Here is a 15,221-nt window from a genome sequence, read left to right on the forward strand (position 1 = left end):
ATCCCCCGTGCGGCACGGCGCGTGCCGGTGTGGGCCGGTCAGGCCCTGGTCGTCCGCGTCGGCTTCTTCGCGGCGGCCTTGGTGGCCGTCCTCTTGGCGGCCGTGCCGTCGACCGCCGTGGTGGCCGTCTTCCTGGTGCCGGCCCTGGCGGCGACCGTCTTCTTCGCCACCGCCTTCCGCGGGGCCCGCACCTGGGAGGCGTCGCTGATCCGCTCCGCCCCCAGGACCTCCTGCAGGAACTTGCCGGTGTGGCTGGCCGGCACGCTCGCGACCTGCTCCGGCGTGCCCTCCGCGACGACCAGGCCGCCGCCGGAACCGCCCTCGGGACCCATGTCGACGACCCAGTCGGCGGTCTTGATCACGTCGAGGTTGTGCTCGATGACGATGACCGTGTTGCCCTTGTCGACCAGGCCCGACAGCACCGTCAGCAGCTTGCTGATGTCCTCGAAGTGCAGACCGGTGGTGGGCTCGTCCAGGACGTAGACCGTGCGGCCGGTGGAGCGCTTCTGCAGCTCGCTGGCGAGCTTCACCCGCTGTGCCTCGCCACCGGACAGGGTGGTCGCGGACTGACCGAGCCTGACGTAGCCGAGGCCGACGTCGTTGAGCGTCCTGAGGTGGCGGGAGATCGCCGGGACCGCCTCGAAGAAGTTCATGGCCTCCTCGATCGGCATGTTCAGCACGTCGGCGATGGACTTGCCCTTGTAGTGGACCTCCAGGGTCTCCCGGTTGTAGCGGGCGCCGTGGCAGACCTCGCACGGCACGTACACGTCCGGGAGGAAGTTCATCTCGATCTTGATGGTGCCGTCGCCCGCGCAGTTCTCGCAGCGGCCGCCCTTGACGTTGAAGGAGAACCGGCCCGGCATGTAGCCGCGGACCTTGGCCTCGGTGGTCTCGGCGAACAGCTTGCGGACGTGGTCGAAGACACCGGTGTACGTCGCCGGGTTGGAGCGCGGGGTGCGGCCGATGGGCGACTGGTCGACGTGGACGACCTTGTCGACGAGGTCGTCGCCGTCCACGCGGGTGTGCCGGCCCGGCACGCTGCGGGCGCCGTTCAGCTCGCGGGCGAGGTGGGTGTACAGGATGTCGTTGACCAGCGTGGACTTGCCGGACCCGGACACGCCGGTGACCGCGGTGAACACCCCCAGCGGGAAGGACACGTCGATGTCCTGGAGGTTGTTCTCGCGGGCGCCGTGCACCGTGAGCCGGCGCGCGGGGTCGTGCGGGCGGCGGAGGTCGGGCAGCGGGATGGACTTCGCGCCGGACAGGTACTGGCCGGTCTGCGACTCGGTGTTGGCGAGCAGTTCCTTCAGGGAGCCGCTGTGCACGACCTTGCCGCCGTGTTCGCCGGCGCCGGGGCCGATGTCGACGATCCAGTCGGCGACCTTGATGGTGTCCTCGTCGTGCTCGACGACGATGAGCGTGTTGCCCATGTCGCGCAGCCGGACCAGGGTCTCGATCAGCCGGTGGTTGTCGCGCTGGTGCAGACCGATGGACGGCTCGTCGAGGACGTAGAGGACGCCGACGAGCCCGGATCCGATCTGGGTGGCCAGGCGGATGCGCTGGGCCTCGCCGCCGGAGAGCGTGCCCGCCGCGCGGTTCAGCGAGAGGTAGTCCAGGCCGACGTCGACCAGGAAGCGCAGCCGCTCGTTGACCTCCTTGAGCACGCGCTCGGCGATCTTCTTGTCGCGGTCGGTGAGCCTCAGTTCGCCCAGGAAGTCCGCGCAGTCGCTGATGGACATGCCGGAGACCTCGGCGATGGACTTGCCCATGACCGTGACGGCGAGGACGACCGGCTTGAGCCGGGTGCCCTCGCAGGAGGGGCAGGGCACCTCGCGCATGTAGCCCTCGAAGCGCTCCCGGCTCGCGTCGCTCTCGGCCTCGCTGTGCCGGCGCTTGACGAAGGGGACGGCGCCCTCGAAGGCCGTGGTGTACCGGCGCTCGCGCCCGTAGCGGTTGCGGTAGCGGACCTCGACCTGGGTCTTGTGCCCGTGCAGCAGGGCCTTCCTGGCACGCTGCGGCAGACCCGCGAAGGGGATGTCCGTGCGGAAGCCCAGCGCGTCCGCGAGGGCTCCGACGAGGCGGTCGAAGTAGTCCCTGGTCTGACCGTGCGACCAGGGGTGGATGGCCCCCTCGTCGAGGCTCTTGTCCGGGTCGGGGACGATCAGCTCGGGATCGACCTCCATGCGCGTGCCGATGCCGGTGCACTCGGGGCAGGCGCCGAAGGGCGAGTTGAAGGAGAAGGAGCGGGGCTCCAGCTCCTCGAAGGACAGGTCGTCGTACGGGCAGTACAGGTGCTCGGAGTACATGCGCTCGCGCTCGGGGTCGTCCTCGGGGAGGTCGACGAAGTCGAGCACGACCATGCCGCCGGACAGGCCGAGGGCGGTCTCGACGGAGTCGGTGAGGCGGCGCTTGGCACCGTCCTTGACCGTGAGGCGGTCGACGACCACCTCGATGGTGTGCTTCTCCTGCTTCTTCAGCACGGGCGGGTTGGAGAGCTGGACGGTCTCGCCGTCCACCCGCGCGCGGGAGTAGCCCTTGGTCTGGAGGTCGGCGAAGAGGTCGACGAACTCGCCCTTGCGCTCGCGCACCAGCGGGGAGAGCACCTGGAAGCGGCTGCCCTCCGGCAACTCCAGCACCCTGTCGACGATGGCCTGCGGGGACTGGCGCGAGATCGGGCGGGAGCACTCGGGGCAGTGGGGCTTGCCGATGCGCGCGAAGAGAAGACGCAGGTAGTCGTAGACCTCGGTGATGGTGCCGACCGTGGAGCGCGGGTTGCGCGAGGTCGACTTCTGGTCGATGGAGACCGCCGGGGAGAGTCCCTCGATGAAGTCGACGTCCGGCTTGTCCATCTGACCGAGGAACTGCCGGGCGTAGGAGGAGAGCGACTCGACGTAGCGCCGCTGCCCCTCGGCGAAGATGGTGTCGAAGGCCAGCGAGGACTTGCCCGACCCCGACAGGCCCGTGAAGACGATGAGCGAGTCGCGCGGGAGGTCGAGCGAGACGTTCTTGAGGTTGTGCTCGCGCGCTCCACGGACGATGAGACGGTCGGCCACGCCGGTCCGCACCTTTCTTTTGAGAGAAGTGACAGGGGCGGGGCCCCCGTCCCACTCAGACTAGGGGGAGCCACTGACAACGCCGGTTCGGATTCACGGGTTGTCAACAAACCCCGGCTCTCCAGCATGCCCGACGCCGCACCCGACCATATAGCACGTGTATTCGATTACAGGTCCGGGTGCACCGTCTTCACCCGAAGGTGTGACGGGACTAGGGTCGGCACCATGATGGATCACGCTGATGACCTGCTCTCCGTGCACACAGCGACGGAGCGGCTGCTCACCGCGGTCGGTTCACTGGACGAAGCGGCTGTGACCGAGTCGTCACGCCTCCCCGGCTGGACGCGGGGGCATGTGCTGGCCCACCTCGCCCGCAACGCCGACGCCCTGGCGAACGTCCTCGAGGGCCGGCCCATGTACGTCTCCGGCGAGGCCCGGGACGCCGACATCGACCGGGGAGCGCCGCGCCCCCTGGACGTGCACCTCGCCGACCTGCGGGAGAGTGCCGGGCGTTTCCGCGCGGTGGGCGCGGCCCCGGCGGACTGGTCGCGCACGGTGCGGCTGCGCAACGGAGTCACGGACCGGGCGGAGCGGGTGCCGTTCCGGCGCTGGGCCGAGGTGGAGCTGCACCATGTGGACCTCGGGATCGGCTACGAACTGGAGGACCTGCCCGCCGGGTTCGTCGAGCGGGAGATCGCGTTCCTGGCGCAGCGGTTCGCCGGGCACCCGGACGTGCCCGCGACGGGTCTGGCCTCCGACGACGGGCGCACCTGGGCGACCGGCGGCGGGGCGCCGGGCGGCCCGGTCACGGTCGGGGGAACCGCCGCCGACCTGCTCGGCTGGCTCGCGGGCCGCCGGGACGGCTCCGCCCTGGCGGTGAAGGGCGGCGGCCTCCCGTCGCTTCCCCCGCTGTAGGGCGGACGGCACGACCGGCGGGCGTTCGCGCTATAGGCTGACGGCCATGACGTACAGCGGTCGGGTGACGGTCGGCGGCCCAGCCGACGTGCACGAACTCAAGGACCTGATGATCACCAAGGTCGCGGTCGGCCCCATGGACAACAACGCCTATCTGCTGCGTTGCCGGGCCACCGACGAACAGCTGCTGATCGACGCGGCCAACGACGCGAAGACCCTGCTGGGCACGATCGGTGACGACGGGATCGCCTCCGTCGTCACCACCCACCGGCACGGCGACCACTGGCAGGCGCTCGCCGAGGTCGTGGCGGCCACCGGGGCCCGCACCCATGCCGGACGGGACGACGCCGAGGGCATCCCGGTGCCGACCGAGGTCCTGGTCGACGACGGCGACATCGTCCGGGTGGGGCGGGTGGAGCTCACCGCCCGCCATCTGGTCGGGCACACGCCCGGCTCCATCGCCCTGGTGTACGACGACCCGCACGGTCATCCGCACGTGTTCACCGGTGACTGCCTGTTCCCGGGCGGCCCCGGGAGGACGACACGCCCCGAGGACTTCCAGTCCCTGATGTCGGGGATCGAGACCAGGATTTTCGGCGTGCTCCCCGACGAGACCTGGGTCTATCCCGGCCACGGTGACGACACCACCCTGGGCGCGGAGCGCCCGAGCCTGCCGGAGTGGCGCGCGCGGGGCTGGTGAGCCGCGGCGGGCCGGTGGGGAACGCCCGCCCGGCGAACGGGGCTCACGCCTCGGCGAGTCCCGGGCCGGCCAGCGCCGCGATCCGCTCCACCGCGAACACGTACCCCTGCACGCCGCATCCCGCGACGACCCCGTCGGCGCGCAGCGAGACGTAGGAGTGGTGCCGGAAGGACTCGCGGCGATGGATGTTGGAGATGTGCACCTCCATCACGGGCAGGCCGTCACAGGCGTTGAGTGCGTCCAGGATGGCGACGGAGGTGTGCGAGTAGGCGCCGGGGTTGATGACGATGCCGCAGTGGTCCAGCCGCGCCTCGTGGATCCAGTCCACCAGCCGGCCCTCGTGGTTGGACTGTCGCAGGTCCACCGTGCCGCCGTGGGCCGCGGCCGCCTCGGCGCACAGCCTCTCGACGTCGGCGAGCGTCTCGGAGCCGTAGATCTCCGGCTGGCGTTGTCCGAGCAGGTTCAGATTGGGCCCGTTGAGGATCATGATCGGGGCGTTGGCCAGACTGCGGGGCACGGTTCCTCCGGTCCGTAAGGGTGGGCGGTCCTCGCCGGAACCGCTGCTCGACCCCGGTCTATCACGGTGCGCCGGTCGGCCGCCGGGCCGTGGGACCTGCCGTTCGGATCAGGTCGCGGGGAAGAGGCGGCCAGTGCCGAGGAGGTCTTCCACACTCCGCGGAACACGGGCGAGCGCGGGCTCCGCGGCCGTTTCCCGGCGCTCCTGCGGGGCCGCCCGAGGACCTGGCCCTTCGAACGGCCCCGCAGCCCCGGAGACGGCGCGGCCCGCGCCGACGGGTTCGCCGGGCGCGTCACCCTCCCCCGCTGGGGCCGGCGGCCTCGCGCTTCAGGGATTGACCGCCAGCTCCAGATAGGCGGCGAGCAGCACCAGGTGCACGCCTCCCTGCAACGGTGTGGCCCGCCCGGGCACCACGGTCAGCGCGCTCACCACCACGGTCAGGGCGAGCAGCACCATGTGGGTGTTGCCGAGACCGAGGACGAGCGGGCCGGGAAGCCAGAGGGAGGCCAGCGCGACGGCGGGGATGGTCAGGCCGATGCTGGCCATCGCCGACCCGAGCGCGAGGTTCATGCTGGTCTGCACCTGGTTGCGGCGGGCGGCGCGCCCCGCGGCGATGGTCTCCGGCAGGAGGACCAGCAGGGCGATGATCACACCGACGGCGGAGTGGGGAAGCCCGGCCGCCTCCACCCCGGACTCGATGGTGGGCGAGACGCCCTTGGCCAGGCCGACCACCCCGACCAGGGCCACGCCCAGCAGCCCGAGGCTGATCAGGGCGGTACGTGTGGAGGGCGCCCGGGCGTGCTCCTCCACCGGGGTGGCCGCCTCTCCCTGCTTGACGACCGGCAGGAAGTAGTCGCGATGCCGGACCGTCTGGGTCGCCACGAACAAGGCGTAGAGGATCAGTGAGGAGACCGCCGCGAACGTGAGCTGCACGGTGGAGAACTCCGGGCCCGGCTTGCTCGTGGTGAACGTCGGGAGCACGAGGCTGAGGGTCGCCAGCGTGGCCACGGTGGCGAGGGCCGCGCCGGTGCCCTCCGAATTGAAGACCGCCGTGCCATGGCGCAGGGAGCCGACCAGCAGACTCAGTCCGAGGATGCCGTTGCAGGTGATCATCACGGCCGCGAACACGGTGTCCCTGGCGAGCGTCGCGCTCTTGTCCCCGCCGTCGATCATCAGCGTGACGATCAGCGCCACCTCGATGACGGTGACGGCGACCGCGAGGACCAGGGAGCCGAAGGGCTCGCCGACCCGGTGGGCGACCACCTCGGCGTGGTGCACGGCCGCCAGCACGGCCCCCGCGAGGACCACGGTCACCACCGCGACGATCCCGCCGGGCAGATCACGTCCCCAGGTCAGGACGAGCAGGACCACCGCGAACGCAGGTACCAGGGCCGTCCACCGTGCCGCGAGTGACCTGAGCCGAGCGGTCATGGGGCGATCGTCGCAGACGTGAAGGGGCCTCGCACCTCGCCGGAGCCCCGTGCCCGTCGGCCGCCCGGGAGGGGCGTGGTGGGCGCCACCGCCGTCCGGTGTGTCCCTCCGCCCGTCCGTCCTGGTCGTCCCGGGGTCGTCATGGTCACGCATGGCCTCCTCGTACGGGTCGCGTTCGGTCGGCGCCGGCGGGCGGTGGGGGCGGGGACAAGCGGGCGCCGGGAGCGGTGGTCGGCGATGCGCTGACCTCCTCTCCCGGCGCCGGCGTTCTCCGTGTCCGACGGATCAGACGTCGATGTCGTCCTTGGCGGGGGTCTCGTCCCGGCCCCCGGCCGCCTCGGCCTCCGCCTGCTTGCGGGAGGCCCGGAGGCTGGTGATCGTGGTGATGATCAGGACCGAGCAGATCACGCCCAGCGAGACGGGAATGCTGATCTCGGGGACGTGCACCCCGGACTCGTGCAGTGCGTGCAGCACCAGCTTCACGCCGATGAAGCCGAGGATGATCGACAGGCCGTAGGACAGGTGGACCAGCTTCTTCAGCAGGCCGCCGATGAGGAAGTACAGCTGCCTGAGGCCCATCAGCGCGAACGCGTTCGCCGTGAACACGATGTACGGGTCCTGTGTCAGGCCGAAGATCGCGGGGATCGAGTCGAGCGCGAACAGGACGTCCGTGGTGCCGATGGCGAGCATGACGACGAGCATCGGGGTCATGACCCGCTTGCCGTTCTGCTCGATCCACAGCTTGGTGCCGTGGTACCGGTCGGCCACGCCGAAGCGGCGCTCGACGGCCTTGAGCAGCTTGTTCTCCTCGTACTCCTCGTCCTCCTCGTCGGCCCGGGCCTCCTGGATGAGCTTCCAGGCGGTCCAGATCAGGAAGGCGCCGAAGAGGTAGAACACCCACGAGAAACTGGCGAGGATCGCGGCGCCGGCGGCGATGAAGATCGCGCGCAGCACCAGGGCTATGAGTACGCCGACGAGGAGCACCCGCTGCTGGTACTGCGACGGCACCGCGAACTTCGCCATGATCAGGACGAAGACGAAGAGGTTGTCGACGCTCAGCGACTTCTCGGTGATGAAGCCGGCGAAGAACTCGCCCGCGGGCTGGCCTCCACCGAAGATCAGCAGGCCGAGCCCGAAGAGCGCGGCCAGGACGATCCAGACGACGGTCCAGATCCCGGCTTCCTTGATGGATACGTCATGCGGTTTGCGGCCGATGAAGAAATCGACCGCGATGAGGGCACCAAGGCCCACGATCGTCAGGACCCATAGGGTCATGGAAACATCCACTGCGCCTCCGGCAGGTACGTCACACGGCAAATGTCAGCGTCGTCGCTGCCGGAGGTCTCTTCCACCCGGGTCTCCGGCGCTTGACCGCGTCCGGATGATCTGTCGGGCCGACGCCCCGGGATCCGTTCCGATCCGTATTGACGAGGTCGCCGCACAGGCAGGGAGTACTCCCCTCCGTGCCGTCGAGAGTACCCCAATCACCAAGGATTGGTAAAGAGGCGAGTAAAGAAACGTCCAAAACCCAAGGTCGAGGGACTTTGCACGCGCTTGGTCAAGGGTGCGAAACGGTCACCGGTTCCAGGTGCGGCGGGCCGTCGCCACCTGTGCGAGTACCTGGTGGAGTACCTGGCTGCCCGGCGGCACGAGCGGCGGCTCATAGGTCCAGGCGTGTCCGACCCACGGGTCGGCCAGGTGATCGTCCGGTACGGCCGTCAGCCGTAGCAGCGAGCGCCAGAGCGGGTCGAGGAGGGGGCCGTAGCCCGCGGACTCCTCACGGTCGGCGACCATCATCAGATGGACGCCGGCGGACGGGCCCTCGTCGGCGAGGTAGCGCAGCTGGTTCACGGCCCGGTCGTCGAAGCCGTGCGGGAAGTCGTTGACGACCAGCAGTTGCTGGGAGGTGTCGAAGCCGGGGGGCAGCGCGTCCGGCGCGCCCGCGCGCAGCGCCATCTGCACCAGGTCGACCCGCTGGGTGAGCCGGCCCAGTACGTCCGTCACGCCCGCGGCGCCCTGGGCGGGCGTGGCCGCCAGCACACCGGCCCGCGTCAGCGGCGCCAGCGCCTGCGCACCGGAACCGGCCGGGTCGACGACGTGCACGGTGAACTCGCCCGCCGGGTAGACCGCGAGCAGCCGGGCCGTGTGCGCCACCGCCGTCTCCATGGCGAGCCGCCGCATGTCGTGCGAGTCGGTGAACGAGCCGTCGAGCGAGTCGGTCCGTCCGCTGTCGATCCACAGACCGCGCTCCAGCGGCAGCCGGAGCAGCATCGGGATGCGGATCCGTTCCGCCTCGGGAAGCCGGAGATCGCCCAGGCGCAGTGCCATGGGTATCTCCATCGGCACCCGGTAGGCCTGCCAGACGGGGTTGTCCCAGCGGGCGAACGCCAGCGGCAGGGCGGGCTCGACGACCTCGGCCTCGGCGACGAGCTGGGCGAGGTCCCGGTCGAGGGACTGCCGCGCCTGGTCGACGAGCTGGGTCTGCCGGGTCCGGGCGGCCTCGCGGGCGGCGTCGCCCTGGCCGCCGATCCGGCTGCGCGGGTCGGACAGGGCCTGCTCGAGCTCCTTGTCCATGCGTGACTCGGCGAAGTCGACGGCGCTGCGGTAGGCGGCGGCCGTGCGGGCCAGGTCCTCGAACATGCCCCAGACCTGGTTGTAGAGCCGCTCCTCCAGGGACCAGCCGGTCGCGTCCCCCGCGACGGGCTGCGCGGGCTGTCCGGGCGGGGCCTGCGGAGCGGCCGGCGGGGGCGGCGGCGGAGCGGAGGTCCGCCGACCGGGGTGGCTGTAGTCGACCGGGCCGCCGGCGGTGGCCGCGGACGGGTCCGCACCCCCGTACGCGGGCTGTGGTCCGTTCCGCCCCGGCCCGCCGGCCGGCTGCCCGCCGTACGACGGCGGTACGGGGGCGGGAGCGCCCTGGGGCGCGCCGCCCTCCTGGCCGGGGCCGAGTGCGGGGGCGGTCGCCTGGCGGGAGCGGTCGCCGTCGGCCGGACGGGCCGGGGGCGTCTGCACGGAGCGGGCCAGGCCCCGCGCGACCGCCTCGTTGATACGGGCCGCGAGCTGCACGGCCTCGGGCAGCTTCTGGTCGGTGAGGAGTTCGGCCAGTCCGCCCGCGTAGCCCTGGCCGATGGCGCGCACCTTCCAGGCGCCCTGCCGCCGGTAGAGCTCCAGCGCGACGACGGCCGACTCGGCCTCCAGCCCCGTGATGGTGTAACTGGCGACCTCGCTGCCGTCCAGGCCGGTGACGGCGACGAAGGGCGCCGCCACGGCGCCGAACCGGGCGGGACCCACGCCGCCGTCCGGGGCGGGCAGGGCGAGCAGCACGCTGACGCGGTGCACCGCGTCCGTCATGGCGTCCAGGTCCACCGCGAGGCGGTGGTCGGCGGCCGCCTGCCGCGACACCTCCAGACCGGGCTGGGTGGGGGCGCCCGGATGGGCCACCCACTCCACTCCGCGGATCCGGCCGTTCTCGTCGCCGAGTGCGGCCGCGGCCACGACCGGCGTGCCGGCCGAGATCCGGATCTCCAGACGGGATGGGGAGAGCGGGTGGTTCTGCCCCCGCACCAGCTCGGCCGTCATCGTCTTCGTCCCCCTGATGTCGCGCGTGTGGTGTCGTGCGGCTCGCGCCGACCCGCCCGGGACGGCTTCGCCTCCGGGTGCCTAGAGGACCGGCAGGATCGCCGGCATCAGGTCCTGGAAGGTACGGCCGTTGGCCGGGTTGCCCAGGGCCGTCATCGTCCAGCCGGCGCCCGTGCGGTGCACCTTGGCCATGATCTGGGCCGTGTAGGCGCCGCCGCCGGCCAGCGTGTAGCGGGCGAGTTCCTGGCCGTTGGTCTCGTCGACGAGGCGGCAGAACGCGTTCTGCACCTCCTGGAAGGTCTGACCCGTGAAGGAGTTCACGGTGAAGACGATCTGGTCGATGTGGACCGGGACGCGCGAGAGGTCGACGAGGACGGCTTCGTCGTCGCCGCCCTGCCCGACACCGCCGACGAGGTTGTCGCCGGTGTGCCGCACGGAGCCGTCGTCGCTCACCAGGTGGCGGAAGAAGACGACGTCGACGGGCTGCTTGTCGGCGAACAGGACGGCCGAGGCGTCCAGGTCGATCTCCCGGGTGCGCGTGCCGAACAGGCCGCGACGGGGAGCCGCCTGCCAGCCGAGACCCATGCGCACCGCGGTCAGGCTGCCGCCGTCGTTCTTCTGCAGACTGATGGCCTGACCCTTGGTCATGTTGACGGTCACGTGCTGATTCCCCTCTCGAACTGTCCCCTGTTGCCGCGAATCCGCGGTTGCCCAGAACCCTACGCAGGGGCACTGACAGTGACGTACTCAGGTCCGCACTTTGTGTCGCTCTTGCAACACATCGCGGGCGGGCCGTCAGGACAGGCCGGCCTCACGCATCTGCCGCAGTTCCTTCTTCATCTCGGACACCTCGTCGCGCAGCCGGGCGGCGATCTCGAACTGCAGATCCGCCGCGGCGGCCCGCATCCGCGCGGTGAGTTCCTCGATCTGTCCGGCGAGTTCGGCGGCGGGACGGTCGGTCGGCACCGTCTCGGCGGTTCTGCCCCTGGCTGCCTTGGTGGTCCCGGTGCCCTTGGCCGCCTTGGTGCCGAGGGAGGGCACGGGCGCCTTGGTGCCACCGCCGTCCTTCTTGGCCTTGCGGTAACCGGAGCCGAGCAGCTGCTCGGTGTCGATGTCCTCGCGGGCGATCTGCGCGACGATGTCGTTGATCTTCTTGCGCAGTGGCTGCGGGTCGACGCCGTTCGCCCGGTTGTACGCGACCTGCTTCTCACGGCGGCGGTTGGTCTCGTCGATGGCCTTCTCCATCGCCGGGGTGATCCTGTCGGCGTACATGTGGACCTGGCCGGAGACGTTGCGCGCCGCGCGGCCGATGGTCTGGATCAGGGAGGTGCCGGAGCGCAGGAAACCCTCCTTGTCGGCGTCGAGGATCGCCACCAGGGACACCTCGGGCAGGTCGAGGCCCTCCCTCAGGAGGTTGATGCCGACCAGGACGTCGTACTCGCCGGCGCGCAGCTCACGCAGCAGTTCGACGCGGCGCAGGGTGTCGACGTCGCTGTGCAGGTAGCGCACCTGGATGCCGAGTTCCAGGAAGTAGTCGGTGAGGTCCTCGGCCATCTTCTTGGTGAGCGTGGTGACCAGGACGCGTTCGTCCTTCTCCACGCGGGTGCGGATCTCGTGCACCAGGTCGTCGATCTGGCCCTCGGTGGGCTTGACCACGACCTCGGGGTCGACGAGGCCGGTGGGGCGGATGATCTGCTCGACGAAGCCGTCCGAGCGGGACAGCTCGTACTGCCCGGGGGTGGCCGACAGATAGACGGTCTGGCCGACGCGCTCCTGGAACTCCTCCCACTTCAGCGGCCGGTTGTCCAGGGCCGAGGGAAGCCGGAAGCCGTGGTCGACGAGGGTGCGCTTGCGGGAGGCGTCGCCCTCGTACATCGCGCCGATCTGCGGGACGGTGACATGCGACTCGTCGATGACCAGGAGGAAGTCGTCCGGGAAGTAGTCGAGCAGGGTGTTGGGCGGCGAGCCCGGCGGGCGGTCGTCGAAGTGCATCGAGTAGTTCTCCACGCCGGAGCAGGAGCCGATCTGGCGGAGCATCTCGATGTCGTACGTGGTGCGCATGCGCAGGCGCTGCGCCTCCAGCAGTTTGCCCTGCTTCTCCAGTTCGGCCAGACGCTCGCCGAGCTCCTTCTCGATGTCGTTGACCGCGCGCTCCAGCCGTTCGGGGCCGGCGACGTAGTGGGAGGCCGGGAAGACGTACAGGTGCTGGTCGTCGCTGATGATCTCGCCGGTGAGCGGATGGAGCGTGGACAGCGCCTCGATCTCGTCGCCGAACATCTCGATGCGGACCGCGAGCTCCTCGTAGACCGGAAAGATCTCGATGGTGTCGCCGCGGACGCGGAAGGTGCCGCGGGTGAAGGCCATGTCGTTGCGCGTGTACTGGATGTCGACGAAGCGGCGCAGCAGCTCGTCCCGGTCGACCTCGTCGCCGACGCGCAGGGGGACCATGCGGTCCACGTACTCCTGCGGTGTGCCCAGGCCGTAGATGCAGGAGACGGAGGCGACCACGATGACGTCGCGGCGGGTGAGCAGCGAGTTGGTCGCGGAGTGGCGCAGCCGCTCGACCTCCTCGTTGACCGAGGAGTCCTTCTCGATGTAGGTGTCCGACTGCGGGACGTACGCCTCGGGCTGGTAGTAGTCGTAGTACGAGACGAAGTACTCGACCGCGTTGTTCGGCAGCAGCTCACGGAACTCGTTGGCCAGCTGGGCGGCCAGGGTCTTGTTCGGCGCCATGACCAGGGTGGGGCGCTGGAGCTTCTCGATCATCCACGCGGTGGTGGCGGACTTGCCGGTGCCGGTCGCGCCCAGGAGCACGACGTCCTTCTCCCCGGCTTCGATGCGCCGGGCGAGGTCGGCGATGGCGGTCGGCTGGTCGCCGTTGGGCTGGTACGGGCTGACGACCTCGAAGGGCGCCACCGTGCGTTCGATCTGGGAAACGGGCCGCATGCCATCCACCGTACGACCCCGCACTGACAACGATGGTGGTACGCGGGTCCCGTCAGCGTCGCTGCGGAGTCCGGGAGCGGGGTTCCACGGGGCCCCGGGCTCTCAGCCGCGAGCGCCGGACCGGCGAGTGGGCGGGGATCCCGGGCTTGTGCTCGGCGGGGGACGCGGAGGATCCGCCCGTCACCAGCAGCGGATCGAAGACCACCACGATGCCCGCGAGGACGAGGAAGGCGAGCGGCCCGATCATCATCGGCCCGAGCAGGGCGGCCGCGGACTCCCCGGTGACGGGGTCCGCCGTGCCGTGGACGTGCACGTCGAGGGCGGCCATGCCGGTGTAGTGCATGCCGGCGACCGCGAACCCCATGACGAGACTGGCGCCCACGCTCCGCAGGAAGCCCCTCACCTGTCCGGCCGCCCACAGCGCGGCGCTGGCGGCCGCCATGGCGATGGCCACGGACGCGGCGACGGTGACGGTGTTGTACTCCAGCCGCCCGTCGAGACTTATGCCGGCCATGCCGAGGTAGTGCATCGAGGCGATGCCGAGGCCGGTGACGGTGCCCCCGGTGAACAGGGCCGTCCCGGAGGCGCCCCGGTAGCCGACGATGAAGACCCCCGTGCCCACCATGACGACGGCGACGGCGAGACTCGCGTACGTCATCGTCCGGTCGTAGTGGATCGTCGTCCCCTCGATGGTGAAGCCCATCATGGCGATGAAGTGCATCGTCCATATGCCGGAGCCGATGGCCGCGGAGCCCAGGGAGAGCCAGCCGGGGCGCCAGGACCCGGGCACCGCCATGGCCCTGGTGATGCAGCGCAGGCCCAGGGCACTGCCGAGACAGGCCATGAGGTAGGCCACCAGCGGTGTGACCAGGCCGTAGTTGAATCCTTCGATCGTGCCCTGCATGCGCGGCTGCCCTTCCCGCCCTGTACGTCCCGCGTTTTCCCTGTGTGAGGCCCCCTCCCCGGGGCCGCGACGGCGGCTGGGGTCGACGCAGAGAGTATGACTTCCGCCGGAATGGTTCGAACGACCATCCGGCAAAGAAACACGTCCTTGCCCCAGGTGTGTGGCACCAGTGTGCGGACTACGGGGAGCGCCGTTCAATCCGTGGCCATTCCGTACCCGCCTCGCGTTGACCGTCCGCTGTCACAGTCGAGCCGACCGTGATCGTTCGACGCGAGGAGTACGCATGCACGCACGCGCCGTCACCGCCTCGGCCACCGCGCTCCTGGGGACCGCCGCCCTCCTGTTCCCGCTCTCCCCCGCGAGGGCCGCCGACAGCGGTGCCCGCCCCGTGGTCGTCGCCCACCGGGGCGCCTCCGCGTACGCCCCCGAGAACACGCTGGCCGCCGTCGACAAGGCGGCCGCGCTCGGCATCGACTGGGTGGAGAACGACGTCCAGCGGACCAAGGACGGGGAACTCGTCGTCCTCCACGACGACAGCCTGCGGCGCACCACCGACGTCGAGGAGGTCTTCCCCGGCCGGGCCCCGTGGACGGTGCGGGACTTCACCGCCGCGGAGATCGCCCGGCTGGACGCGGGCAGTTGGTTCGGCCCCGCGTACGCGGGCGCGCGGGTGCCCACGCTGGAGCAGTTCGTGCGCCGCGTCGAGCGGCACGGCCAGAAGCTGCTGCTGGAGATCAAACACCCTCAGCTGTACCCCGGCGTGGAGCGGCAGATCCTCAAGGTGCTGGGCAACGGGGGATGGCTCGACCGCCGGCATGTGAAGCACCGGCTGATCGTGCAGAGCTTCGGCGCGGACAGCGTGCGCGCGGTCCACGACCTCGAGCCCGCGGTGAAGACCGGATTCCTCGGGACGCCGCCGGTGGCGGACCTGCCCTCGTACGCGGCCTTCGCCGACCAGGTCAATCCCGCGCACGGTTCCCTCTCCGCCGGTTACGTCGCCGCCGTGCACGCCCTCGACGGACCGCACCGCAAGCCGCTGGAGGTCTTCACCTGGACCGTGAACGACGCGGACGCCGCCCGGCGGGTAGCCGGGTTCGGGGTGGACGGCATCATCACCAACACGCCCGACGTGGTGCGGGACGCGGTCGGCGGCTGAGGGGTCCGCTCCCGCTCCCTGCG

Annotated in this window: 11 protein-coding genes; 3 read left to right on the forward strand and 8 right to left on the reverse strand. The window is 70.7% G+C overall.

All coding sequences use genetic code 11. The features are described from left to right. Positions 1–38 precede the first annotated feature (38 nt). Positions 39–3,053, reverse strand: a complete 3,015-nt coding sequence (gene uvrA, locus ACF07S_RS12150; protein ID WP_391965029.1) for an excinuclease ABC subunit UvrA — start codon at positions 3,051–3,053, stop codon at positions 39–41. Between the two features lie 225 nt (positions 3,054–3,278). Between uvrA and ACF07S_RS12155 the strand changes: the two genes are divergently transcribed. Both ACF07S_RS12155 and ACF07S_RS12160 read left to right on the forward strand, forming a co-directional pair. Beyond that, a complete protein-coding gene (locus ACF07S_RS12155; protein ID WP_391965030.1) occupies positions 3,279–3,968 on the forward strand; it encodes a maleylpyruvate isomerase family mycothiol-dependent enzyme in 690 nt (229 codons plus the stop codon). Positions 3,969–4,014: 46 nt separating this feature from the next. Then, complete coding sequence (locus ACF07S_RS12160; protein WP_391974122.1) at positions 4,015–4,668, forward strand: MBL fold metallo-hydrolase; 654 nt, start codon at positions 4,015–4,017, stop codon at positions 4,666–4,668. A gap of 43 nt (positions 4,669–4,711) precedes the next feature. On the opposite strand, the gene aroQ is transcribed toward ACF07S_RS12160, so the two are convergent. The 7 genes from aroQ to ACF07S_RS12195 form a co-directional block, all read right to left on the reverse strand. Next, complete coding sequence (aroQ, locus tag ACF07S_RS12165) at positions 4,712–5,185, reverse strand: type II 3-dehydroquinate dehydratase (protein WP_391974123.1); 474 nt, start codon at positions 5,183–5,185, stop codon at positions 4,712–4,714. A gap of 327 nt (positions 5,186–5,512) precedes the next feature. Continuing rightward, positions 5,513–6,616, reverse strand: a complete 1,104-nt coding sequence (locus ACF07S_RS12170) for a calcium:proton antiporter (protein ID WP_391965033.1) — start codon at positions 6,614–6,616, stop codon at positions 5,513–5,515. A gap of 285 nt (positions 6,617–6,901) precedes the next feature. Next, positions 6,902–7,903 (reverse strand): TerC/Alx family metal homeostasis membrane protein, encoded by a 1,002-nt coding sequence (locus tag ACF07S_RS12175; protein ID WP_391974124.1) that lies wholly within the window; start codon positions 7,901–7,903, stop codon positions 6,902–6,904. Between the two features lie 288 nt (positions 7,904–8,191). Next, a complete protein-coding gene (locus ACF07S_RS12180; RefSeq protein WP_391974125.1) occupies positions 8,192–10,192 on the reverse strand; it encodes a TerD family protein in 2,001 nt (666 codons plus the stop codon). Positions 10,193–10,273: 81 nt separating this feature from the next. After that, on the reverse strand, positions 10,274–10,852 hold the full coding sequence (locus ACF07S_RS12185; protein WP_391965036.1) for a TerD family protein: 579 nt from the start codon (positions 10,850–10,852) through the stop codon (positions 10,274–10,276). A 135-nt stretch (positions 10,853–10,987) separates the two neighbouring features. After that, positions 10,988–13,138, reverse strand: a complete 2,151-nt coding sequence (uvrB, locus tag ACF07S_RS12190; RefSeq protein WP_391965037.1) for an excinuclease ABC subunit UvrB — start codon at positions 13,136–13,138, stop codon at positions 10,988–10,990. Between the two features lie 52 nt (positions 13,139–13,190). Continuing rightward, positions 13,191–14,042 carry an MHYT domain-containing protein gene (locus ACF07S_RS12195; RefSeq protein WP_391965038.1) on the reverse strand — a complete coding sequence of 284 codons (852 nt, stop codon included), beginning with the start codon at positions 14,040–14,042 and terminating at the stop codon, positions 13,191–13,193. A 283-nt stretch (positions 14,043–14,325) separates the two neighbouring features. Here ACF07S_RS12195 and ACF07S_RS12200 point away from each other — a divergent pair, with 283 nt between their 5' ends. Further along, complete coding sequence (locus ACF07S_RS12200) at positions 14,326–15,198, forward strand: glycerophosphodiester phosphodiesterase (protein WP_391965039.1); 873 nt, start codon at positions 14,326–14,328, stop codon at positions 15,196–15,198. The last annotated feature ends 23 nt before the right edge of the window (positions 15,199–15,221 follow it).

The organism is Streptomyces sp. NPDC016640, from assembly GCF_043076215.1.
In the GTDB taxonomy this organism is placed as follows: domain Bacteria; phylum Actinomycetota; class Actinomycetes; order Streptomycetales; family Streptomycetaceae; genus Streptomyces.